General features: G+C 72.2%; 13 protein-coding genes. 9 read left to right on the plus strand and 4 right to left on the minus strand.

What is annotated here, in order from left to right; genetic code table 11:
• Position 1: 1 nt before the first annotated feature.
• From OG230_RS20490 to OG230_RS20510, 5 genes are all read left to right on the plus strand, one after another.
• On the plus strand, positions 2-1,951 hold the full coding sequence (locus tag OG230_RS20490) for an acetyl/propionyl/methylcrotonyl-CoA carboxylase subunit alpha (RefSeq protein WP_328911466.1): 1,950 nt from the start codon (positions 2-4) through the stop codon (positions 1,949-1,951).
• Positions 1,948-3,144, plus strand: coding sequence for an acyl-CoA dehydrogenase family protein (locus tag OG230_RS20495; protein WP_328905177.1), 1,197 nt, complete (start codon positions 1,948-1,950; stop codon positions 3,142-3,144). The genes OG230_RS20490 and OG230_RS20495 overlap by 4 nt, the downstream gene beginning before the upstream one ends.
• Positions 3,145-3,251: 107 nt before the next feature.
• The gene (locus OG230_RS20500) at positions 3,252-4,862 is read left to right on the plus strand and encodes a 4-coumarate--CoA ligase family protein (RefSeq protein ID WP_328905178.1); all 1,611 of its coding nucleotides are present in this window, start codon (positions 3,252-3,254) and stop codon (positions 4,860-4,862) included.
• Positions 4,859-5,593, plus strand: a complete 735-nt coding sequence (locus OG230_RS20505; protein ID WP_328905179.1) for an enoyl-CoA hydratase family protein — start codon at positions 4,859-4,861, stop codon at positions 5,591-5,593. Before OG230_RS20500 ends, OG230_RS20505 begins: the two co-directional genes overlap by 4 nt.
• Positions 5,581-6,168, plus strand: coding sequence for a TetR/AcrR family transcriptional regulator (locus OG230_RS20510; RefSeq protein ID WP_328905180.1), 588 nt, complete (start codon positions 5,581-5,583; stop codon positions 6,166-6,168). The genes OG230_RS20505 and OG230_RS20510 overlap by 13 nt, the downstream gene beginning before the upstream one ends.
• A 27-nt stretch (positions 6,169-6,195) precedes the next feature.
• Here OG230_RS20510 and OG230_RS20515 read toward each other — a convergent pair whose 3' ends face one another.
• Complete coding sequence (locus tag OG230_RS20515; RefSeq protein ID WP_328905181.1) at positions 6,196-7,305, minus strand: citrate synthase 2; 1,110 nt, start codon at positions 7,303-7,305, stop codon at positions 6,196-6,198.
• A gap of 290 nt (positions 7,306-7,595) precedes the next feature.
• Here OG230_RS20515 and pdxH point away from each other — a divergent pair, with 290 nt between their 5' ends.
• Positions 7,596-8,231 (plus strand): pyridoxamine 5'-phosphate oxidase, encoded by a 636-nt coding sequence (gene pdxH, locus OG230_RS20520; RefSeq protein WP_328911467.1) that lies wholly within the window; start codon positions 7,596-7,598, stop codon positions 8,229-8,231.
• A 375-nt stretch (positions 8,232-8,606) separates the two neighbouring features.
• The gene (locus tag OG230_RS20525) at positions 8,607-9,998 is read left to right on the plus strand and encodes a PAS domain-containing protein (RefSeq protein ID WP_328905182.1); all 1,392 of its coding nucleotides are present in this window, start codon (positions 8,607-8,609) and stop codon (positions 9,996-9,998) included.
• A 42-nt stretch (positions 9,999-10,040) separates the two neighbouring features.
• Here OG230_RS20525 and OG230_RS20530 read toward each other — a convergent pair whose 3' ends face one another.
• Positions 10,041-10,796 (minus strand): SIS domain-containing protein, encoded by a 756-nt coding sequence (locus tag OG230_RS20530; protein ID WP_328905183.1) that lies wholly within the window; start codon positions 10,794-10,796, stop codon positions 10,041-10,043.
• A gap of 198 nt (positions 10,797-10,994) precedes the next feature.
• On the opposite strand from OG230_RS20530, the gene OG230_RS20535 reads away from it, so the two are divergent.
• Both OG230_RS20535 and OG230_RS20540 read left to right on the plus strand, forming a co-directional pair.
• Positions 10,995-11,687 (plus strand): metal-dependent transcriptional regulator, encoded by a 693-nt coding sequence (locus OG230_RS20535; protein ID WP_328905184.1) that lies wholly within the window; start codon positions 10,995-10,997, stop codon positions 11,685-11,687.
• A 683-nt stretch (positions 11,688-12,370) separates the two neighbouring features.
• The gene (locus OG230_RS20540) at positions 12,371-13,264 is read left to right on the plus strand and encodes an alpha/beta fold hydrolase (RefSeq protein ID WP_328905185.1); all 894 of its coding nucleotides are present in this window, start codon (positions 12,371-12,373) and stop codon (positions 13,262-13,264) included.
• Positions 13,265-13,368: 104 nt separating this feature from the next.
• Here OG230_RS20540 and OG230_RS20545 read toward each other — a convergent pair whose 3' ends face one another.
• Together OG230_RS20545 and OG230_RS20550 are read right to left on the minus strand one after the other, a co-directional pair.
• A complete protein-coding gene (locus OG230_RS20545) occupies positions 13,369-15,012 on the minus strand; it encodes a transporter (RefSeq protein ID WP_328905186.1) in 1,644 nt (547 codons plus the stop codon).
• Positions 15,009-15,869: an ABC transporter ATP-binding protein gene (locus OG230_RS20550; RefSeq protein WP_328905187.1), complete on the minus strand. Its 861-nt coding sequence runs from the start codon at positions 15,867-15,869 to the stop codon at positions 15,009-15,011. Before OG230_RS20550 ends, OG230_RS20545 begins: the two co-directional genes overlap by 4 nt.
• Between the last annotated feature and the right edge of the window lie 30 nt (positions 15,870-15,899).

The raw sequence follows: 15,899 nt of genomic DNA on the forward strand, positions 1-15,899 counted from the left end.
CGTGATCACCACCCTCCTTGTCGCCAACCGGGGCGAGATCGCCTGCCGGATCTTCCGCACCTGCCGTGAGCTGGGCATCTCCACCGTCGCCGTGTACTCGGACGCGGACGCCGACGCCCTGCACGTACGGGAGGCCGACACCGCCGTACGCCTGCCGGGGGCCGCCCCGTCCGACACCTATCTCCGCGGCGACCTCGTCGTCGCCGCCGCGCTCGCCGCGGGCGCCGACGCCGTCCACCCCGGGTACGGCTTCCTCTCCGAGAACGCCGGATTCGCCGCCGCCGTGCAGGACGCCGGGCTCCTCTGGGTGGGACCGCCGGTCAAGGCCATCGAGATGATGGCGTCCAAGACCCGCGCCAAGGAGCTGATGGCAGCCGCCGACGTACCGCTCCTCGCCCCCGTGGACACGGCCCACGCGACCGACGGCGATCTGCCGCTGCTGCTCAAGGCGGCGGCGGGCGGCGGCGGGCGCGGCATGCGGATCGTGCGGGACCTGGGCGCGCTGGCCGCCGAGCTGACCGCCGCATCGGCCGAGGCGACCGCCGCGTTCGGCGACGGCGAGGTCTTCGCCGAGCCGTACGTCGAGCGCGGCCGGCACGTCGAGGTCCAGGTGATGGCCGACGGACACGGGACGGTCTGGGCGCTCGGCACCAGGGACTGCTCGCTCCAGCGCCGCCACCAGAAAGTGATCGAGGAGGCCCCCGCGCCCGGACTCGACGACGCGCTGAGGGACCGGCTGCACGACGCCGCGGTCGCCGCCGCGCGGGCCGTCGGGTACCGCGGGGCGGGCACCGTCGAGTTCCTCGTATCGGCCGACGGGCGCCCCTACTTCCTGGAGATGAACACTCGCCTCCAGGTCGAACACCCGGTGACGGAGGCCGTGTTCGGGCTCGACCTCGTCGCCCTGCAACTGCGGATCGCCGAAGGCGGGCCCCTGCCGGCGGACGGGCCGCCGCAGCCGCGCGGCCACGCCGTCGAGGCCCGCCTCTACGCCGAGGACCCGGCCCGCGACTGGCAGCCGCAGACCGGAGCACTGCTCACCCTGGACGTACCCCGGGAACCCGGGCTGCGCCTCGACACCGGGTACACCGGCGGCGACACCATCGGCGTCCACTACGACCCCATGATCGCCAAGGTCGTCGCCCACGCCCCGACCCGCGCCGAAGCCGTACGCCACCTGGCCCGTGCCCTGGAACGCGCCCGCATCCACGGACCCGCCACCAACCGCGACCTCCTCGTACGCTCCCTGCGCCACCCGGACTTCGCCGCCGCCCGCCTCGATACCGGCTTCTACGACCGCCACCTGGACGAGCTCACCCAGCGGCCGGACGGCCGCGAACTCGCCGCCCTCGCCGCCGCCCTCGCGGACGCCGCGGACCGCCGCTCCGGGGACACGGGCCCCGGCCCCGCCCGCTTCGGCGCCTGGCGCAACGTCGCCTCGCAGCCCCAGACCAAGCGCTACCGCGCCGAACCCGACGGCACCGAGACGGAAGCCTCCTACCGGACCACCCGCAACGGCCCCGTCCCGCTCGCCGACGTCCGGGTCGTCGCCGCCCGCCCGGACCGCGTCACTCTCGAAACCGACGGCGTCACACGGCACTTCACCGTCACCGCCCACCAGGACCGGGTGTACGTCGACACGGCCACCGGCGCGCACACCTTCACCGCGCTGCCCCGCTTCACCGACCCCGCCGAACGCACCGAACCCGGCTCACTGCTCGCCCCCATGCCCGGCACCGTCGTCCGCCTCGCGGACGGCCTCGCACCCGGCGTGGCCGTCGAGGCCGGGCAGCCCCTGATCTGGCTGGAGGCGATGAAGATGGAGCACCGCATCCTCGCTCCCGCCTCCGGCACCCTCACCGCACTCCACGCCGAACCCGGCCGTCAGGTCGAGGTCGGCGCCCTGCTCGCCGTCGTCACCGATCCCGCAGCACCGGAGGAGAACGTATGAGCACCGCCCTCGGCACCGAAGAGCACAAGGACCTGCGCGCCGCCGTCGCCGCCCTCGGCAAGCGCTACGGCCGCGACTACATGACCGCCCTCGTCCGCGACGGGGAGCACCCCCGCGAACTGTGGGCCGAGGCCGCCAAGCTCGGCTACCTCGGGGTGAACCTCCCCGAGGAGTACGGCGGCGGGGGCGGCGGCATGGCCGAACTGTCCCTCGTGCTCGAAGAGCTGGGCGCGGCCGGCTCGCCCCTGCTGATGATGATCGTCTCGCCGGCCATCTGCGGCACCGTCATCGCCCGCTTCGGCACGGAGGCCCAGAAGCAGCGCTGGCTCCCCGGCCTCGCCGACGGCAGCATCACCATGGCCTTCGGCATCACCGAGCCCGACGCCGGGTCCAACTCCCACCGCATCACCACCACCGCCCGCAGGGACGGCGACGAGTGGGTGCTCACCGGGCGCAAGGTCTTCGTCTCCGGAGTCGACATAGCCGAGGCGACCCTGATCGTCGGCCGCACCGAGGACGCCCGCTCCGGCAAGCTCAAGCCCTGCCTCTTCATCGTGCCGCGCGACGCACCCGGCTTCGGGCGCTCGCCGATCGACATGGAACTCCAGGCGCCGGAGAAGCAGTTCGAGCTGGTCCTCGACGACGTACGGCTGCCCGCCGACGCCCTCGTGGGAGGGGGTACCTCCCGCTCGAGCGAAGCCGAGAGTGGGGGAGAGGACGCGGGGCTGCTCCAGCTGTTCGCCGGGCTGAACCCCGAGCGCATCATGACCGCCGCGTTCGCCCTCGGCATGGGCCGCTACGCGATCGCCCGCGCCGTGGACTACGCCCGCACCCGCCAGGTGTGGAAGGAACCCATCGGCGCCCACCAGGCCATCGCCCACCCGCTCGCCCAGTCCCACATCGAACTGGAACTGGCCCGGCTCATGATGCAGAAGGCCGCGCGGCTCTACGACGAGGGCGACGACATGGGCGCGGGCGAGGCCGCGAACATGGCGAAGTACGCCGCCGCCGAAGCCTGCGTGAGGGCCGTCGACCAGGCCGTCCACACCCTCGGCGGCAACGGGCTCACCCGCGAGTACGGCCTCGCGTCGCTCGTCACGGCGGCGCGCGTCGCCCGGATCGCCCCCGTCAGCCGGGAGATGATCCTCAACTACGTCTCCCACCAGTCGCTGGGACTGCCCAAGTCGTACTGACGGCGGACGGTCGCGTCCAGGGGCTCCCCAAGCGGTACGGCAGGCGCGATTCTGGCACTCCGCACCTGTGGAAACACCCGTCGAAACACCGGTCGAAGGGGACTGTCATGGTGTTCAGCAGCGAGTACGCAGACGTTACGGCCCTCGAAGTGCCCATCCACGAAGCCGTACTCGGCCAGGCCGCCGAGTTCGGCGACACCGTCGCCCTGGTCGACGGGACGAACGGCCTCACGGTCACGTACGCCCAGCTCGACACCTTCCACCGGCGCATCGCGGCGGCCCTCGCCGAAGCGGGACTGCGCAAGGGCGACGTCCTCGCCCTGCACAGCCCGAACACCATCGCCTACCCGGCCGTCTTCTACGGGGCGACCAGGGCCGGGGCCGCCGTCACCACCGTCCACCCGCTCGCCACCGCCGAGGAGTTCGCCAAACAGCTCGACGACTCCGGGGCGCGCTGGATCGTCACCATCTCCCTGCTCCTGGACACCGCGCGCAAGGCCGCCGCGCTCGCCGGCTCCGTCCGGGAGATCTTCGTCTGCGACCAGGCGGAAGGGCACACCTCCGTCCTCGACATGCTCGGCTCCACCGCCCCCGAACCCCAGGTGGCGATCGACCCCGTCGAGGACATCGCCGCCCTCCCGTACTCCTCGGGCACCACCGGCGCCCCCAAGGGCGTCATGCTCACCCACCGCTCCATCGCCACCAACCTGGAACAGCTGCGCCCCTTCATTCCGATGGGCCCCGGCGACAGCATCCTTGCCGTGCTGCCGTTCTTTCACATTTATGGGTTGACGGCTCTGATGAACGCCCCGCTGCGCTGCGGCGCCACCGTCGTGGTGCTGCCCCGCTTCGACCTCGCCCAGTTCCTCGGCGCGATCGAGAAGCACCGCATCAGCGGGCTGTACGTGGCCCCGCCGATCGTTCTCGCCCTCGCCAAGCACCCCTCCGTCGGGGAGTACGACCTGTCCTCGCTGGAGTACATCGTCAGCGCCGCCGCACCCCTGGACGCCGGCCTCGCCACCGCCTGCTCCGCCCGCCTCGGCCTGCCGCCCGTCCGCCAGGCGTACGGCATGACCGAGCTCTCGCCCGGCACCCACGTCGTCCCGCTGGCCGCCGACAACCCGCCGGCCGGAGCCGTCGGGAAGCTGCTCCCCAACACCGAGATGCGGATCGTGGCCATCGACGACCCCGGCAAGGACGTCGGCACCGGAACCGACGGCGAAGTCCTCATCCGCGGCCCGCAGGTGATGAAGGGCTACCTCGGCCGCCCCGAAGCCACCGCCGACATGATCGACAGCGAGGGCTGGCTGCACACCGGGGACATCGGGCGCGTCGACGAGGAGGGCTGGCTCTTCGTCGTCGACCGGGTGAAGGAACTGATCAAGTACAAGGGCTACCAGGTCGCCCCCGCCGAGCTGGAGGCGCTGCTCCTGGGCCACGAACGGATCGCCGACGCCGCGGTCATCGGGGTGTACGACGCCGAGGGCAACGAGGTCCCCAAGGCGTACCTGGTGCGCCGGCCGTCCGACGGGGACCACGACGATCCGACGGCGGAGGACATCATGGCCTACGTCGCCGAGCGCGTCTCCCCGTACAAGAAGGTGCGGCAGGCCGAGTTCGTCGACGCCGTACCCCGCGCGGCGTCCGGGAAGATCCTGCGGCGCGAACTGCGCGACCGCGAGAAGCCCCCCACCCCTGATGAGGAGAGCACCGCATGACCCTCGCCGCCCCGACGCACACCCAGGGCATCACCACCCTCACCCTCGACTCACCGGCGAACCGCAACGCGCTCTCCGCGCGGCTCGTCGGTGAACTCGGCGAAGCCCTGGACGCGTGCGCGGCCGACGACACCGTACGGGCGGTCGTCCTCACCCACACCGGCACCACCTTCTGCGCCGGTGCGGACCTGACGGGACCGCCCGACCCGGCGGCGTTCGTCGCGCTCATGCGCCGGATCGTCGCCCTGTCCAAACCGGTGGTCGCCCGGGTCACCGGACACGTCCGGGCCGGCGGCCTCGGGCTGCTGAGCGCCTGCGACATCTCGGTGGCCGGGCCGGACGCCTCGTTCGCCCTCACCGAGTCCCGCCTCGGCCTAGCCCCCGCGGTCATCTCACTGCCCCTGCTGGCCCGCACGGACCAGCGCGCCGCCGCCCGCTACTTCCTCACCGGCGAACGGTTCGACGCCACGGAAGCCGCCCGCACCGGATTCGTCACGCTGGCCGCGGAGGACGTGGACAAGGCGCTCGAACCGGTACTGGACGGACTGCGCAGGGCCTCGCCGCAAGGGCTGCGGGCATCCAAGGAGCTGGTCACGGCTACTGTGCTGAAGGATTTCGACCAGTACGCCGAAGACCTCATCGCCCGCTCGGCAGCCCTCTTCGCCTCAGCCGAGGCACGGGAAGGGATGACGGCCTTCCTCGAACGACGGGACCCCGCATGGGTGTTGTGACACCCCCGAAGACACCGAAGCAGGACCGGAGCCGCGCCACCCGCCTGCGACTCCTCGAAGCGGCCGTCGCCTGCCTCGCCGAACACGGCTGGGCGGGCTCCACGGTCTCCGTCGTCGCCGAACGCGCCGGGGTGTCGCGCGGGGCTGCCCAGCACCACTTCCCGACCCGCGAGGACCTCTTCACCGCGGCCGTCGAATACGTCGCCGAGGAACGCTCCGCGGCCCTGCGCGCCCTGCCCGTGCAGGGCCGCACGGAGGTCGTCGCCGCCCTCGTCGACCTCTACACCGGACCGCTCTTCCGCGCCGCGCTCCAGCTCTGGGTCGCCGCGTCCAACGAGGAACAGCTCCGCCCCCGCGTCACCGAACTCGAAGCCCGCGTCGGCCGCGAGACCCACCGCATCGCCGTCGGACTCCTCGGCGCCGACGAGGAGAGGCCGGGCGTGCGCGAGACCGTCCAGGGACTCCTGGACATGGCCCGCGGCCTCGGCCTCGCCAACCTCCTGACCGACGACACGGCACGCCGCCGCAGGGTCGTCACCCAGTGGGCGGCCCTGCTGGACGGCGTGCTCGACTGACCGGAGCAGGTTCCCCGGCCCGCGGCGTCAGTTCCCCAGATCCGCGATCTGGTCGTAGCCACCGATCTCACGCGGGTCACGCGTCCCCGGGCCGATGTACGTGGCCGACGGACGCACCAGCCGGCCCGTCCGCTTCTGTTCCAGGATGTGCGCCGACCAGCCCGCCGTACGGGCACAGGTGAACATCGACGTGAACATGTGCGCCGGAACCTCCGCGAAGTCCAGCACGATCGCCGCCCAGAACTCCACGTTCGTCGCGAGCACCCGGTCCGGGCGCCGCGCGTGCAGCTCCTCCAGGGCGGCCTTCTCCAGTGCCTCGGCGACCTCGAAGCGGGGCGCGGCCAGTTCCTTCGCCGTACGCCGCAGCACGCGCGCCCGCGGGTCCTCCGCCCGGTACACCCGGTGCCCGAAGCCCATCAGACGCTCACCCTTGTCCAGGGCCTGCTTCACGTACGCCGACGCGTCGCCGGTCCGCTCGATCTCCTCGATCATGCCGAGGACCCGGGACGGGGCGCCGCCGTGCAGCGGACCCGACATCGCGCCCACCGCGCCGGACAGCGCCGCCGCCACGTCGGCGCCGGTCGAGGCGATGACGCGGGCGGTGAAGGTGGAGGCGTTCATGCCGTGCTCGGCGGCCGAGGTCCAGTAGGCGTCGACGGCCTTCACGTGCTTCGGGTCCGGCTCGCCGCGCCAGCGGATCATGAAGCGCTCGACGACGGACTCCGCCTTGTCGATCTCGCTCTGCGGCACCATCGCGAGCCCCTGGCCGCGCGCCGACTGGGCGACGTACGACAGGGCCATCACCGCGGCCCGCGCCAGATCGTCGCGCGCCGTGCGCTCGTCGATGTCCAGCAGCGGCTTGAGGCCCCACACGGGCGCCAGCATGGCCAGGGCGGACTGCACGTCCACCCGGATGTCACCGGAGTGGACGGGGATCGGGAAGGGCTCGGCGGGCGGCAGGCCGGGGTTGAACGCCCCGTCCACCAGCAGGCCCCAGACATTGCCGAAGGACACATGGCCGACGAGGTCCTCGATGTCGACGCCGCGGTAGCGGAGCGAGCCGCCTTCCTTGTCCGGTTCGGCGATCTCCGTTTCGAACGCGACGACTCCCTCGAGTCCGGGTACGAAGGCGGACATGGGGCGGCTCCCTCAGTTCGGCGGCTGGTTCGGCGGCTGTGCGGCGACTGGATTTCGGAACGTCGGCTGTACGAAGGCCACAGGGGCCTGCCCCAAGATATTGGCGGGTTCCCACGATGCGGGGAAGCGTGACATCCGGCACAGGGCCCCATTTCGCCGGTGGACGGTTACGACACCTCCCCGCCGGGCACACTCGGCCCCTGCGGCAGGATGGCCCCGTGCCCACCCCAGACTCCTCACCCTCCTCCGCTCGCACCCCTCGTCACGATTGCACCACCGATCCGGCCGTGATGCGCGAGCACTACCGCTCCGAGGACTTCACCGAGAAGGACCTCGCCGCCGACCCGATGGACCAGTTCGCCCACTGGTTCAGCCAGGTCGCAGCGGGCGGCGTGCTCCACGAGCCGAACGCGATGGTGGTCTCCACGGCCACACCCGAGGGCCGACCGTCCTCCCGCACCGTGCTGCTCAAGCAGTACGACGGGCGGGGCTTCGTCTTCTTCACCAACTACGACTCCCGCAAGGGCCGTGAACTGGCGGCCAACCCGTACGTCTCGCTGCTCTTCCCCTGGCACCCGATGGCCCGCCAGGTCATCGTCACCGGCAGCGCGGCCCGCGTCAGCCGCGAGGAGACGGTCGCCTACTTCCGCACCCGCCCCCACGGCTCCCAGCTGGGTGCCTGGGCGAGCGAGCAGTCGACGGTGGTCGGCTCCCGCAAGGAGCTCATCGACCGCTACGAGGAACTGGCCGCCCGCTACCCGGAGGGCGAGAAGGTCCCGGCGCCCCCGCACTGGGGCGGCTTCCGCGTCGTACCGGACACGATCGAGTTCTGGCAGGGCCACGCGAACCGCCTCCACGACCGCCTGCGCTACGTGCGCTCCACCGAGGACCCGGCCGCCTGGCACGTCGAACGCCTCTGCCCGTAGGGCCCGCGTTCCCGGCCCGGACATGCAGAAACCCGCAGGCTCTGGTCCCTCCTTGCGGAGGAGCCGGCCGGACTTACCGGCGAGCCTGCGGGTCGGTGACTGCTTGGTTTTCGGCAGACAGCCTGCCGAGGTGCACAGTGTGCGACGACGGGCTGTCAGCCCGCAGCCACCTCACGAATCCGATAAGACTGCACTTTTCGGATCACCTCCTTTCAACGTGTACCCCCACCGTAGGAAGGCCGCCGGCTCCGCACAACCGAATTAACAGGCCCTCTCGATTTCCGAATTTCCGGGAAGGGGATGTGCCCTGGGTCACGTTCGAGTTGAATGGTGGGACGTGCGGCAATGGCGAACACCTCCTGCAGGGGGTACGGGATGAACGCTTCCAGCAGCAGTGGGACCACGGACGCCCTCGGGTCCGACGGCGAGCCGGAATCAGGGCCGCCGACGGAGGCGGTTCCCGGGGCGGAGCTGCTCGCGGCCCTGCTCGACGGCATGGACGCCGCGCTCTGCGCCTTCGACGCCGACGGCACGATCACCCACTGGAACCGCGAGGCCGAACGCGTCCTCGGCTGGACCGCCGACGAGGCCGTGGGGCGGAGCGGCTTCGCGGGCTGGGCGGTGCGCAGTGCGGACGCGGGAGACGTGCAGGGGCGGCTGATGGCCGCCATGGACGCCCCCGGCCGCTCGGTCCACGAGTTCGCGCTGCTGCGCAAGGACGGCGGGCGGGTTCTCGTACGGACGCAGTCCGCCGGGGTGCGGGGTGCCGACGGGAAGCCCGCCGGGGTGTACTGCGCGTTCAGCGAGGTGCACGCGCAGATCGACCTGGAGCGTGCGATCGCGCTCAGCGAGGCGCTGTTCGAGGAGGCGTCGTGGGGTGTCGTCCTCGTCGACGTGGACCTGCGCCCGACCGTCGTCAACGCCCATGCGGCCCGCGCGCTCGGCGGGGGCCGTACGGCCATGCTGGGCCGCCCGCTCGGTGATCTGATCGTGCAGGGCGTGGAGGACCTGGAGGGTTCGCTGCACCACGTCCTGGCCGAAGGGCCGCCGGCCGCACCCGCAGAGCTGTGGGTGACGCTGCGGACGCCGGAGGGCGACAAGCGGCGCTGCTGGCGCAGCGGCTTCCTGCGGCTGGCCTCCCCGCTCGCGGAGGAACCGGTTCCGCTCGGCGTCGGCTGGCTGTTCCAGGACGTGACGGCGGCGAAGCTGGCCGAGCAGGAGGCGGACCGGCTGCGTTTCCGGTCGAACCAGCTCCACAGGGCCGCGGCCTCGGCGGCCGAGTGCGAGGACCCGATGGAGGCGGCGACGGCCACGCTGGACTACGCGCTGGCCGGATTCGCCGACCACGTCGTGGTGGACCTGCTGGCGCCCGACGCCGACGCCGAGGACCCCCGTCCGGTGCGCGCGCTCTCGACGCCCGCCGACGGTCCGGGCCCGTGCCTGCCGGTCTCCGGCGGCTCGGGTCCGGTGCGGTACGCGGCCGGGCACCCGGCTCTCCAGTCACTGGACCGGGCCGGTTCGGTACGGGCGAGCGCGGGCGCCGGCACGAGCACCGCCGCCGAGGCGTGGGCGGTGGAGCGCCAGTGGCCCCGGGACTCGGTCCACGCCCTGTGCGCGGTGCTCCGCAGCCGGGGCCGGACGCTGGGCGTGGTCACCTTCCTCCGCGCGGCGAACCGCACCGCTTTCGAACGCCCGGACGCGACGTACGCGGAGACCGTGGCCGCCCGGGTGGCCACGGCGGTGGACCTGTCCCGCCTGACCGCCTAGGCCGTGTCCGCAGGACCCGGACGCCCGGGGTACCGCTCACGCTCAGTGGCGGTAGAAGATCCGGTCCGCGTACTCCGTCATCACGCGCCCGTTCCACTCGTGCCCGCCGTCGACGTTCCCCGAGCGGAGCATCGGGGGCTCGACTCCGCGGGCCACCAGTCCCTCCGCGGCAGCTGCCATCATCGCCTGCATCACCGCACTGGTGACCACAGTCGACGCGGGTGCGAAAGGCGCCTCGACGCCCGGCGTCGTCAGCTCCGCGTCGCCGATCGGGATCTTGCTGTCGAGGACGATGTCGCAGTGGTCGCGCAGGAATCCGCCGGAGGCGTGCCGGGACCTGGTCTCCTCTGCGTACGCCACCGACGTGACGCCGATGACCGTCAGCCCGAGGGCGCGCGCGTTCTGGGCCATCTCCACCGGCAGCGCGTTGCGCCCGGAGAGCGAGATGATCACGAGGAGGTCGCCCGAGCGTGCGGGGCTGGAGTCCAGCACCGCTCCGGCCAGCCCGTCCACCCGCTCCAGCGCGGAGCCCAGCGTGGCCGGCATGACGTCGACCCCCACGGTGCCCGGTACGGCGAGCAGGTTCATCAGGGCGAGCCCGCCCGCCCGGTACACGACGTCCTGGGCGGCGAGCGAGGAGTGCCCGGCGCCGAACGCGAAGAGCCGGCCGCCCGCGGCGACCGTGTCGGCGATCGCGGCGCCGGCGGCGGCGATGCTCTCGGACTCCTCGTCGCGTACGCGCTCCAGCAGGCCGATCGCTGCGTCGAAGAACTGACCGGCCAACTTGCTCTCGCTCATCGCGGAGGGCCCTTTCAGCGGGAGGGAATGTCCGTGCCGCCGATCACGTTGCGGTCTGGACCAGTGGACTGTCAATACCGCGCGGGGTGCCGCGCCGCACGCTCTTCGGTCGGCGCGGCACGGTTGTCAGCGGTATGCGTCAGAATTGGTGCAGGGCCATCGCACGACGACTTCATGTCACAGCATCGAGGGGCACGTATGTCCGGACTGATCGATACCACGGAGATGTATCTCCGCACCATCCTCGAGCTCGAAGAGGAAGGCGTGGTCCCCATGCGCGCCCGGATCGCCGAACGGCTGGACCAGAGCGGTCCGACGGTCAGCCAGACGGTGGCGCGTATGGAGCGCGACGGGCTGGTCCAGGTCGCGGGAGACCGCCATCTGGAGCTGACCGACGAGGGCCGCCGCCTCGCGACCCGCGTCATGCGCAAGCACCGGCTCGCCGAGTGTCTGCTCGTCGACGTGATCGGCCTGGAGTGGGAGCAGGTCCACGCGGAGGCGTGCCGCTGGGAGCACGTGATGAGCGAGGCCGTGGAGCGGAGGGTGCTGGAGCTGCTGCGCCACCCCACCGAGTCCCCGTACGGGAATCCGATCCCGGGCCTGGAGGAGCTGGGGGAGAAGGCCGAGGCTGACCCGTTCCTGGACGAGAGCATGGTGAGCCTGTCCGAGCTGGACCCGGGCAGCGACGGCAAGACCGTGGTGGTGCGCCGGATCGGTGAGCCGATCCAGACCGACGCCCAGCTGATGTACACGCTCCGGCGCGCGGGTGTGCAGCCCGGTTCGGTGGTCAGCGTGACGGCGTCACCCGGCGGCGTGCTGGTCGGTTCCAGCGGCGAGGCGGCCGAGCTGGACCCGGAGGTCGCCTCGCACGTTTTCGTCGCGAAGCGCTGACCAGGCGGGGAAGGGGCGCGGAGCGCGCCCCCGAGCGGTGGCGCGGCGGTGCGGTGGCGGTTGACCGGAGTTCCGGTGGCCGGACCGTAACGCCCGCTTTCTGTTTTCCGTCCGGAATTGCAGCGGCCGGACGAATCGCGTGCCAGGCTGTGGCCAGGCATATGACCTGAGGGTGTCGGCCGGATCGGATCCGGGCCGCGCGGTCGGGGAGGGAGCAGGGAATGCGCCCGTCGTACTGGCATGTGCACCGGGAGGTGGCTGCCCCGGTCGTGTGCGCCCGCGCTCTCGACGTACGAACTGCTGTGCGGGCGCCGAGGCGTCGCGCCGCGCGGCCCCCGGTGACCGCCCCTGCAGGCCCGGTGAACGCCCGGCCTGTCGCGCGAGGTGCCGAGGGGATTCGCTCCGGAACAGGGGCGGGCCCCGGCGCCCATGAGCGCCGGGGCCCGTCCTCCCCTCTGCCGACCTGGAGCCCCGAGCTCTCAAGGTCGGCCCCGACGGACCGTTATCCCCGAGCGGCCCGCCCCCCGGAGAAAATCTCCCCAAGGCGGCCGACGCCAATCCTTGGGGGCCGTCACTCGAACGAGGGGTGTTGTGTGCCGGACGCCGGTTTTCGAATAAGAGTTCGATAGCCTGGCGTGACGCGACCACGCGGTGATCGGGAACGAGAAGGGGGTGCCAGGGCTATGGTGCGGCGCATCGATGTGACCGGATACGACGGGGTACGTCTCGCGGCGTGGGAGTTCGCCGATCCGCCCAAGGAGAGCGCGGAGGCGGCGCGAGCGCCCGGGATCTTAGTGCTCCACGGACTGATGGGCCGGGCCGCCCACTGGGCCTCCACGGCCCGCTGGCTCGCCGAGCGCCACCGGGCGTTCGGACTCGACCAGCGCGGGCACGGCCGCAGCGAGAAGCCGGCCGAAGGCCCGTACACCCGCGAGGCGTACGTCGCGGACGCCGAGGCCGCGATCGAACAGCTGGGACTCGCCCCCGTCACCCTCGTCGGACACTCGATGGGCGCCCTCACCGCCTGGCAGCTCGCCGCGAAGCGCCCCGACCTCGTCCGGGCCCTGGTCATCTGCGACATGCGGGCCTCGGCCCTCGGGGCCGCCTCCCAGCGGGAATGGGAGGACTGGTTCAACGCCTGGCCCCTCCCCTTCGCGACCCTCGCCGACGTCCGCAAGTGGTTCGGCGAGGACGACCCCTGGGTGGAGCGGCCCAACCCCGCCCGCGGCGAGTTCTTCGCCGAGGTGATGGCGGAGCGGGCCGACGGCTGGCGCCCCGTCTTCTCCCGCCGGCAGATGCTGGAGTCCCGGGCGACCTGGGTCTTCGACGCGCACTGGGAGGAGCTGGCCCAGGTGAGGTGCCCGGCCCTCGTTCTGCGCGGCATCGACGGCGAGCTCGGCCGGGCGGAGGCCCAGGAGATGGTCCGCGTCCTGCCGCGCGGGCAGTACGCGGAGGTCGCGGACGCCGGCCATCTCGTCCACTACGACCGGCCGGAGGGCTGGCGGGCCGCCGTGGAACCCTTCCTGGAGCAGCTCGCCGAGGACTCCCGCGAGGACCGCGAACCCGTCTCGCCGTAGCCCCGCTCTCCCCTGCAACCCTTCCCGCGTCGCCCCCGCCCCTCTCCGCCCGACCCTCTCCGCCCACCCCCTCCGCCGAGGCCCGAACCTGGCCCGCCGACCGGTCAGCCCTTGCTGACCGCGGCCAGGATCTCCGGGAGCCGGCGCGCCGTGCGGGGCGCAGCCAGCCGCACTCCGGCCCAGGCGACGAAGGCGCCGTACGCGGCCCCCACCGGCAGCACGATCCACAGCCAGCCCCGCAGATCGCTCACGTGCAGGGCGACCGTCAGGGCGATCACCGGTGCGCAGACCACACCCGCCGACACCATCCCGCCGAGAAGCGAGATCCAGGCGAGTCCGGCCTGCCCCGGCGCCACGTTCTTGAACGCACCGTCCTGCGGGATCGAGTACGGGTACATCGCCGAAGCCAGCGCACCGGTCGCCAGCATCGAGCCCAGTACGCCGAAGGACAGCCCCATCACCTCGGGCAGCGCCTCCCACTTCCCGAGCACCGCGGCGGTCAGCGCGGTCACCAGGACCGTGTACGGCAGCGTGATCAGCAGCAACGCCAGGGCCCGCGCCCGGAGTTCGGCATAGGCGTCCCGGGTCGTCGAGATCGTCAGGGCCACCATCCAGAAGGCGGAGGTGTCCTGGCCGAACTGGTTGTACATCTGGATGCCGAGCATTCCGGCCGCGAAGCACGCGAGGTAGACCGAGCCGGTCCCCTGCAAGGCGTTGAGCAGCGGCACGATCAAGCCGATCGCCAGCGCCGTCACCCAGGTCGCCTTCGTCTTCGGGTCCCGTGCCACGTAGCGCAGGCTGCGCTCCATCACCGTCCCCGTGCGCCCTTCCGGCAGCAGCGCGAAGATCCCCGAGCGGCCGGTCCCGGACTTCGTGCGGGTCGGCTCGGCCGCCGCGAGCGTGGAGCCGTCGGGGGCCGTCATCAGCTTCGTCAGGCTCCGCTGCCACAGCCACACCAGCACGCCCACCGACAGCGCGGAGAGCAGGAGTTGCAGGGCGGCCCTGCTGTACGCGCCCTCCGAAACGGAGTCCACCGCGCCGATCGCCGAGGCCGGCGGCAGCCAGCTCACGACGTCCGCCGCCGGTTCCAGCGAGGAGAGCCCGCCCGCCCGGCCGAGACGCTGGAGGCCGAAGTTGACGAACTGGAAGCCCACCGCGATCACCAGACCGCTGAGGACCGCGAGGTCGCGGCCCTTGCGGGAGGACAGCAGCCGGACATTGGCCGTGGCCACGGACCGCGCCAGCGCGACACAGACCAGGAGCGTCAGCGGGACGGCTATCACCCCGGTCGCCACCGCAGCCGCCCCGTGCGCCACGGCGAGGACCGAGCCGAGGGCGAGACAGAGCGTGAACAGCGGCCCGATGCCGACCAGCGAGGCCACCAGCAGCGCCCCGATCAGCGGACGGGGCCGGAGCGGCAGCATCACCAGACGGCTCGGGTCGAGCGTCTCGTCGCCGCTGGGGAAGAACAGCGGCATGACGGCCCAGCCGAGCGCCAGCACCCCGGTCAGGAGCACCACCACGGCGGCGGCGTGCTCGTTGCCGCGCAGGGCGACGAGCCCGATCACCTGGCCGACGGCCAGCAGCAGGGCGAACACGATGGAGGAGATGTACGCGGCCTTGCGGCCGGAGGACTGACGCAGCCCGTTGCGCAGCAGTGTCAGCTTGAGCCGTACGAAGACGGAGACGATGCCCTCGCTCCGGCCGGCCGGAGCGGCGGTCCCCACAGGGGCGTCGAGCACGGTCATCGGGCGCCGCCCAGCCAGTCCAGGGAGTCCCCGGTGTCACGGCCGCCCGCGCCGACCAGTTCGAGGAAGGCGTTCTGCAGGGAGGGTGCGTCGCCCCGTACCTCGGCGAGCGTGCCCTGCGCGCGAATCCGGCCCGCCACCATGACGGCCACCCAGTCGCACAGCGACTCGACCAGCTCCATCACGTGACTGGAGAAGACGACGGTCGCGCCGGACCGGGTGTACCGCTCCAGAACCCCGCGGATCGTCTGTGCGGACACCGGGTCGACACCTTCGAACGGCTCGTCGAGGAAGAGCACTTCCGGGTTGTGCAGCAGCGCGGCGGCGAGCCCGATCTTCTTCCGCATACCGGTCGAGTAGTCCACGACCAGCTTGTGCTGCGAGCCCGCAAGGTCCAGGACGTCGAGCAGCTGGGTGGCCCGCTTGTCGACCTCGGCACCCGGCAGCCCGCGCAGTCGCCCGGTGTACGCGAGGAGTTCACGCCCCGAAAGCCTCTCGAAGAGGCGCAGCCCCTCCGGGAGCACCCCGATCCGGGACTTCACCTCGACCGGATCCAGCCATACGTCGTGGCCACCGACCTCGATCTTCCCCATGTCCGGCCGGAGGAGGCCCGTCACCATCGAGAGCGTGGTGGTCTTCCCCGCACCGTTGGGACCCACGAGTCCGACGAACTTGCCGGCGGGCAGTTCCAGGTCGATCCCCGCGACCGCGGTCTGTTCCCCGAACCGCTTCCACAGTCCCTGGACGCGGACGGCGGGCGGCGCCGTCCGCGCACCGCCCGCCTCAACTGCCCCGTCGGCATCGACTGTTCGGTCGGCCGCGGTCCTGCCTTCTGCTGCTTCTGCCCGGTCAGGCATGGCACTGCCTTTCGATGTCCCCGATGGTGG

It is taken from the genome of Streptomyces sp. NBC_00234 (assembly GCF_036195325.1).
In the GTDB taxonomy this organism is placed as follows: domain Bacteria; phylum Actinomycetota; class Actinomycetes; order Streptomycetales; family Streptomycetaceae; genus Streptomyces.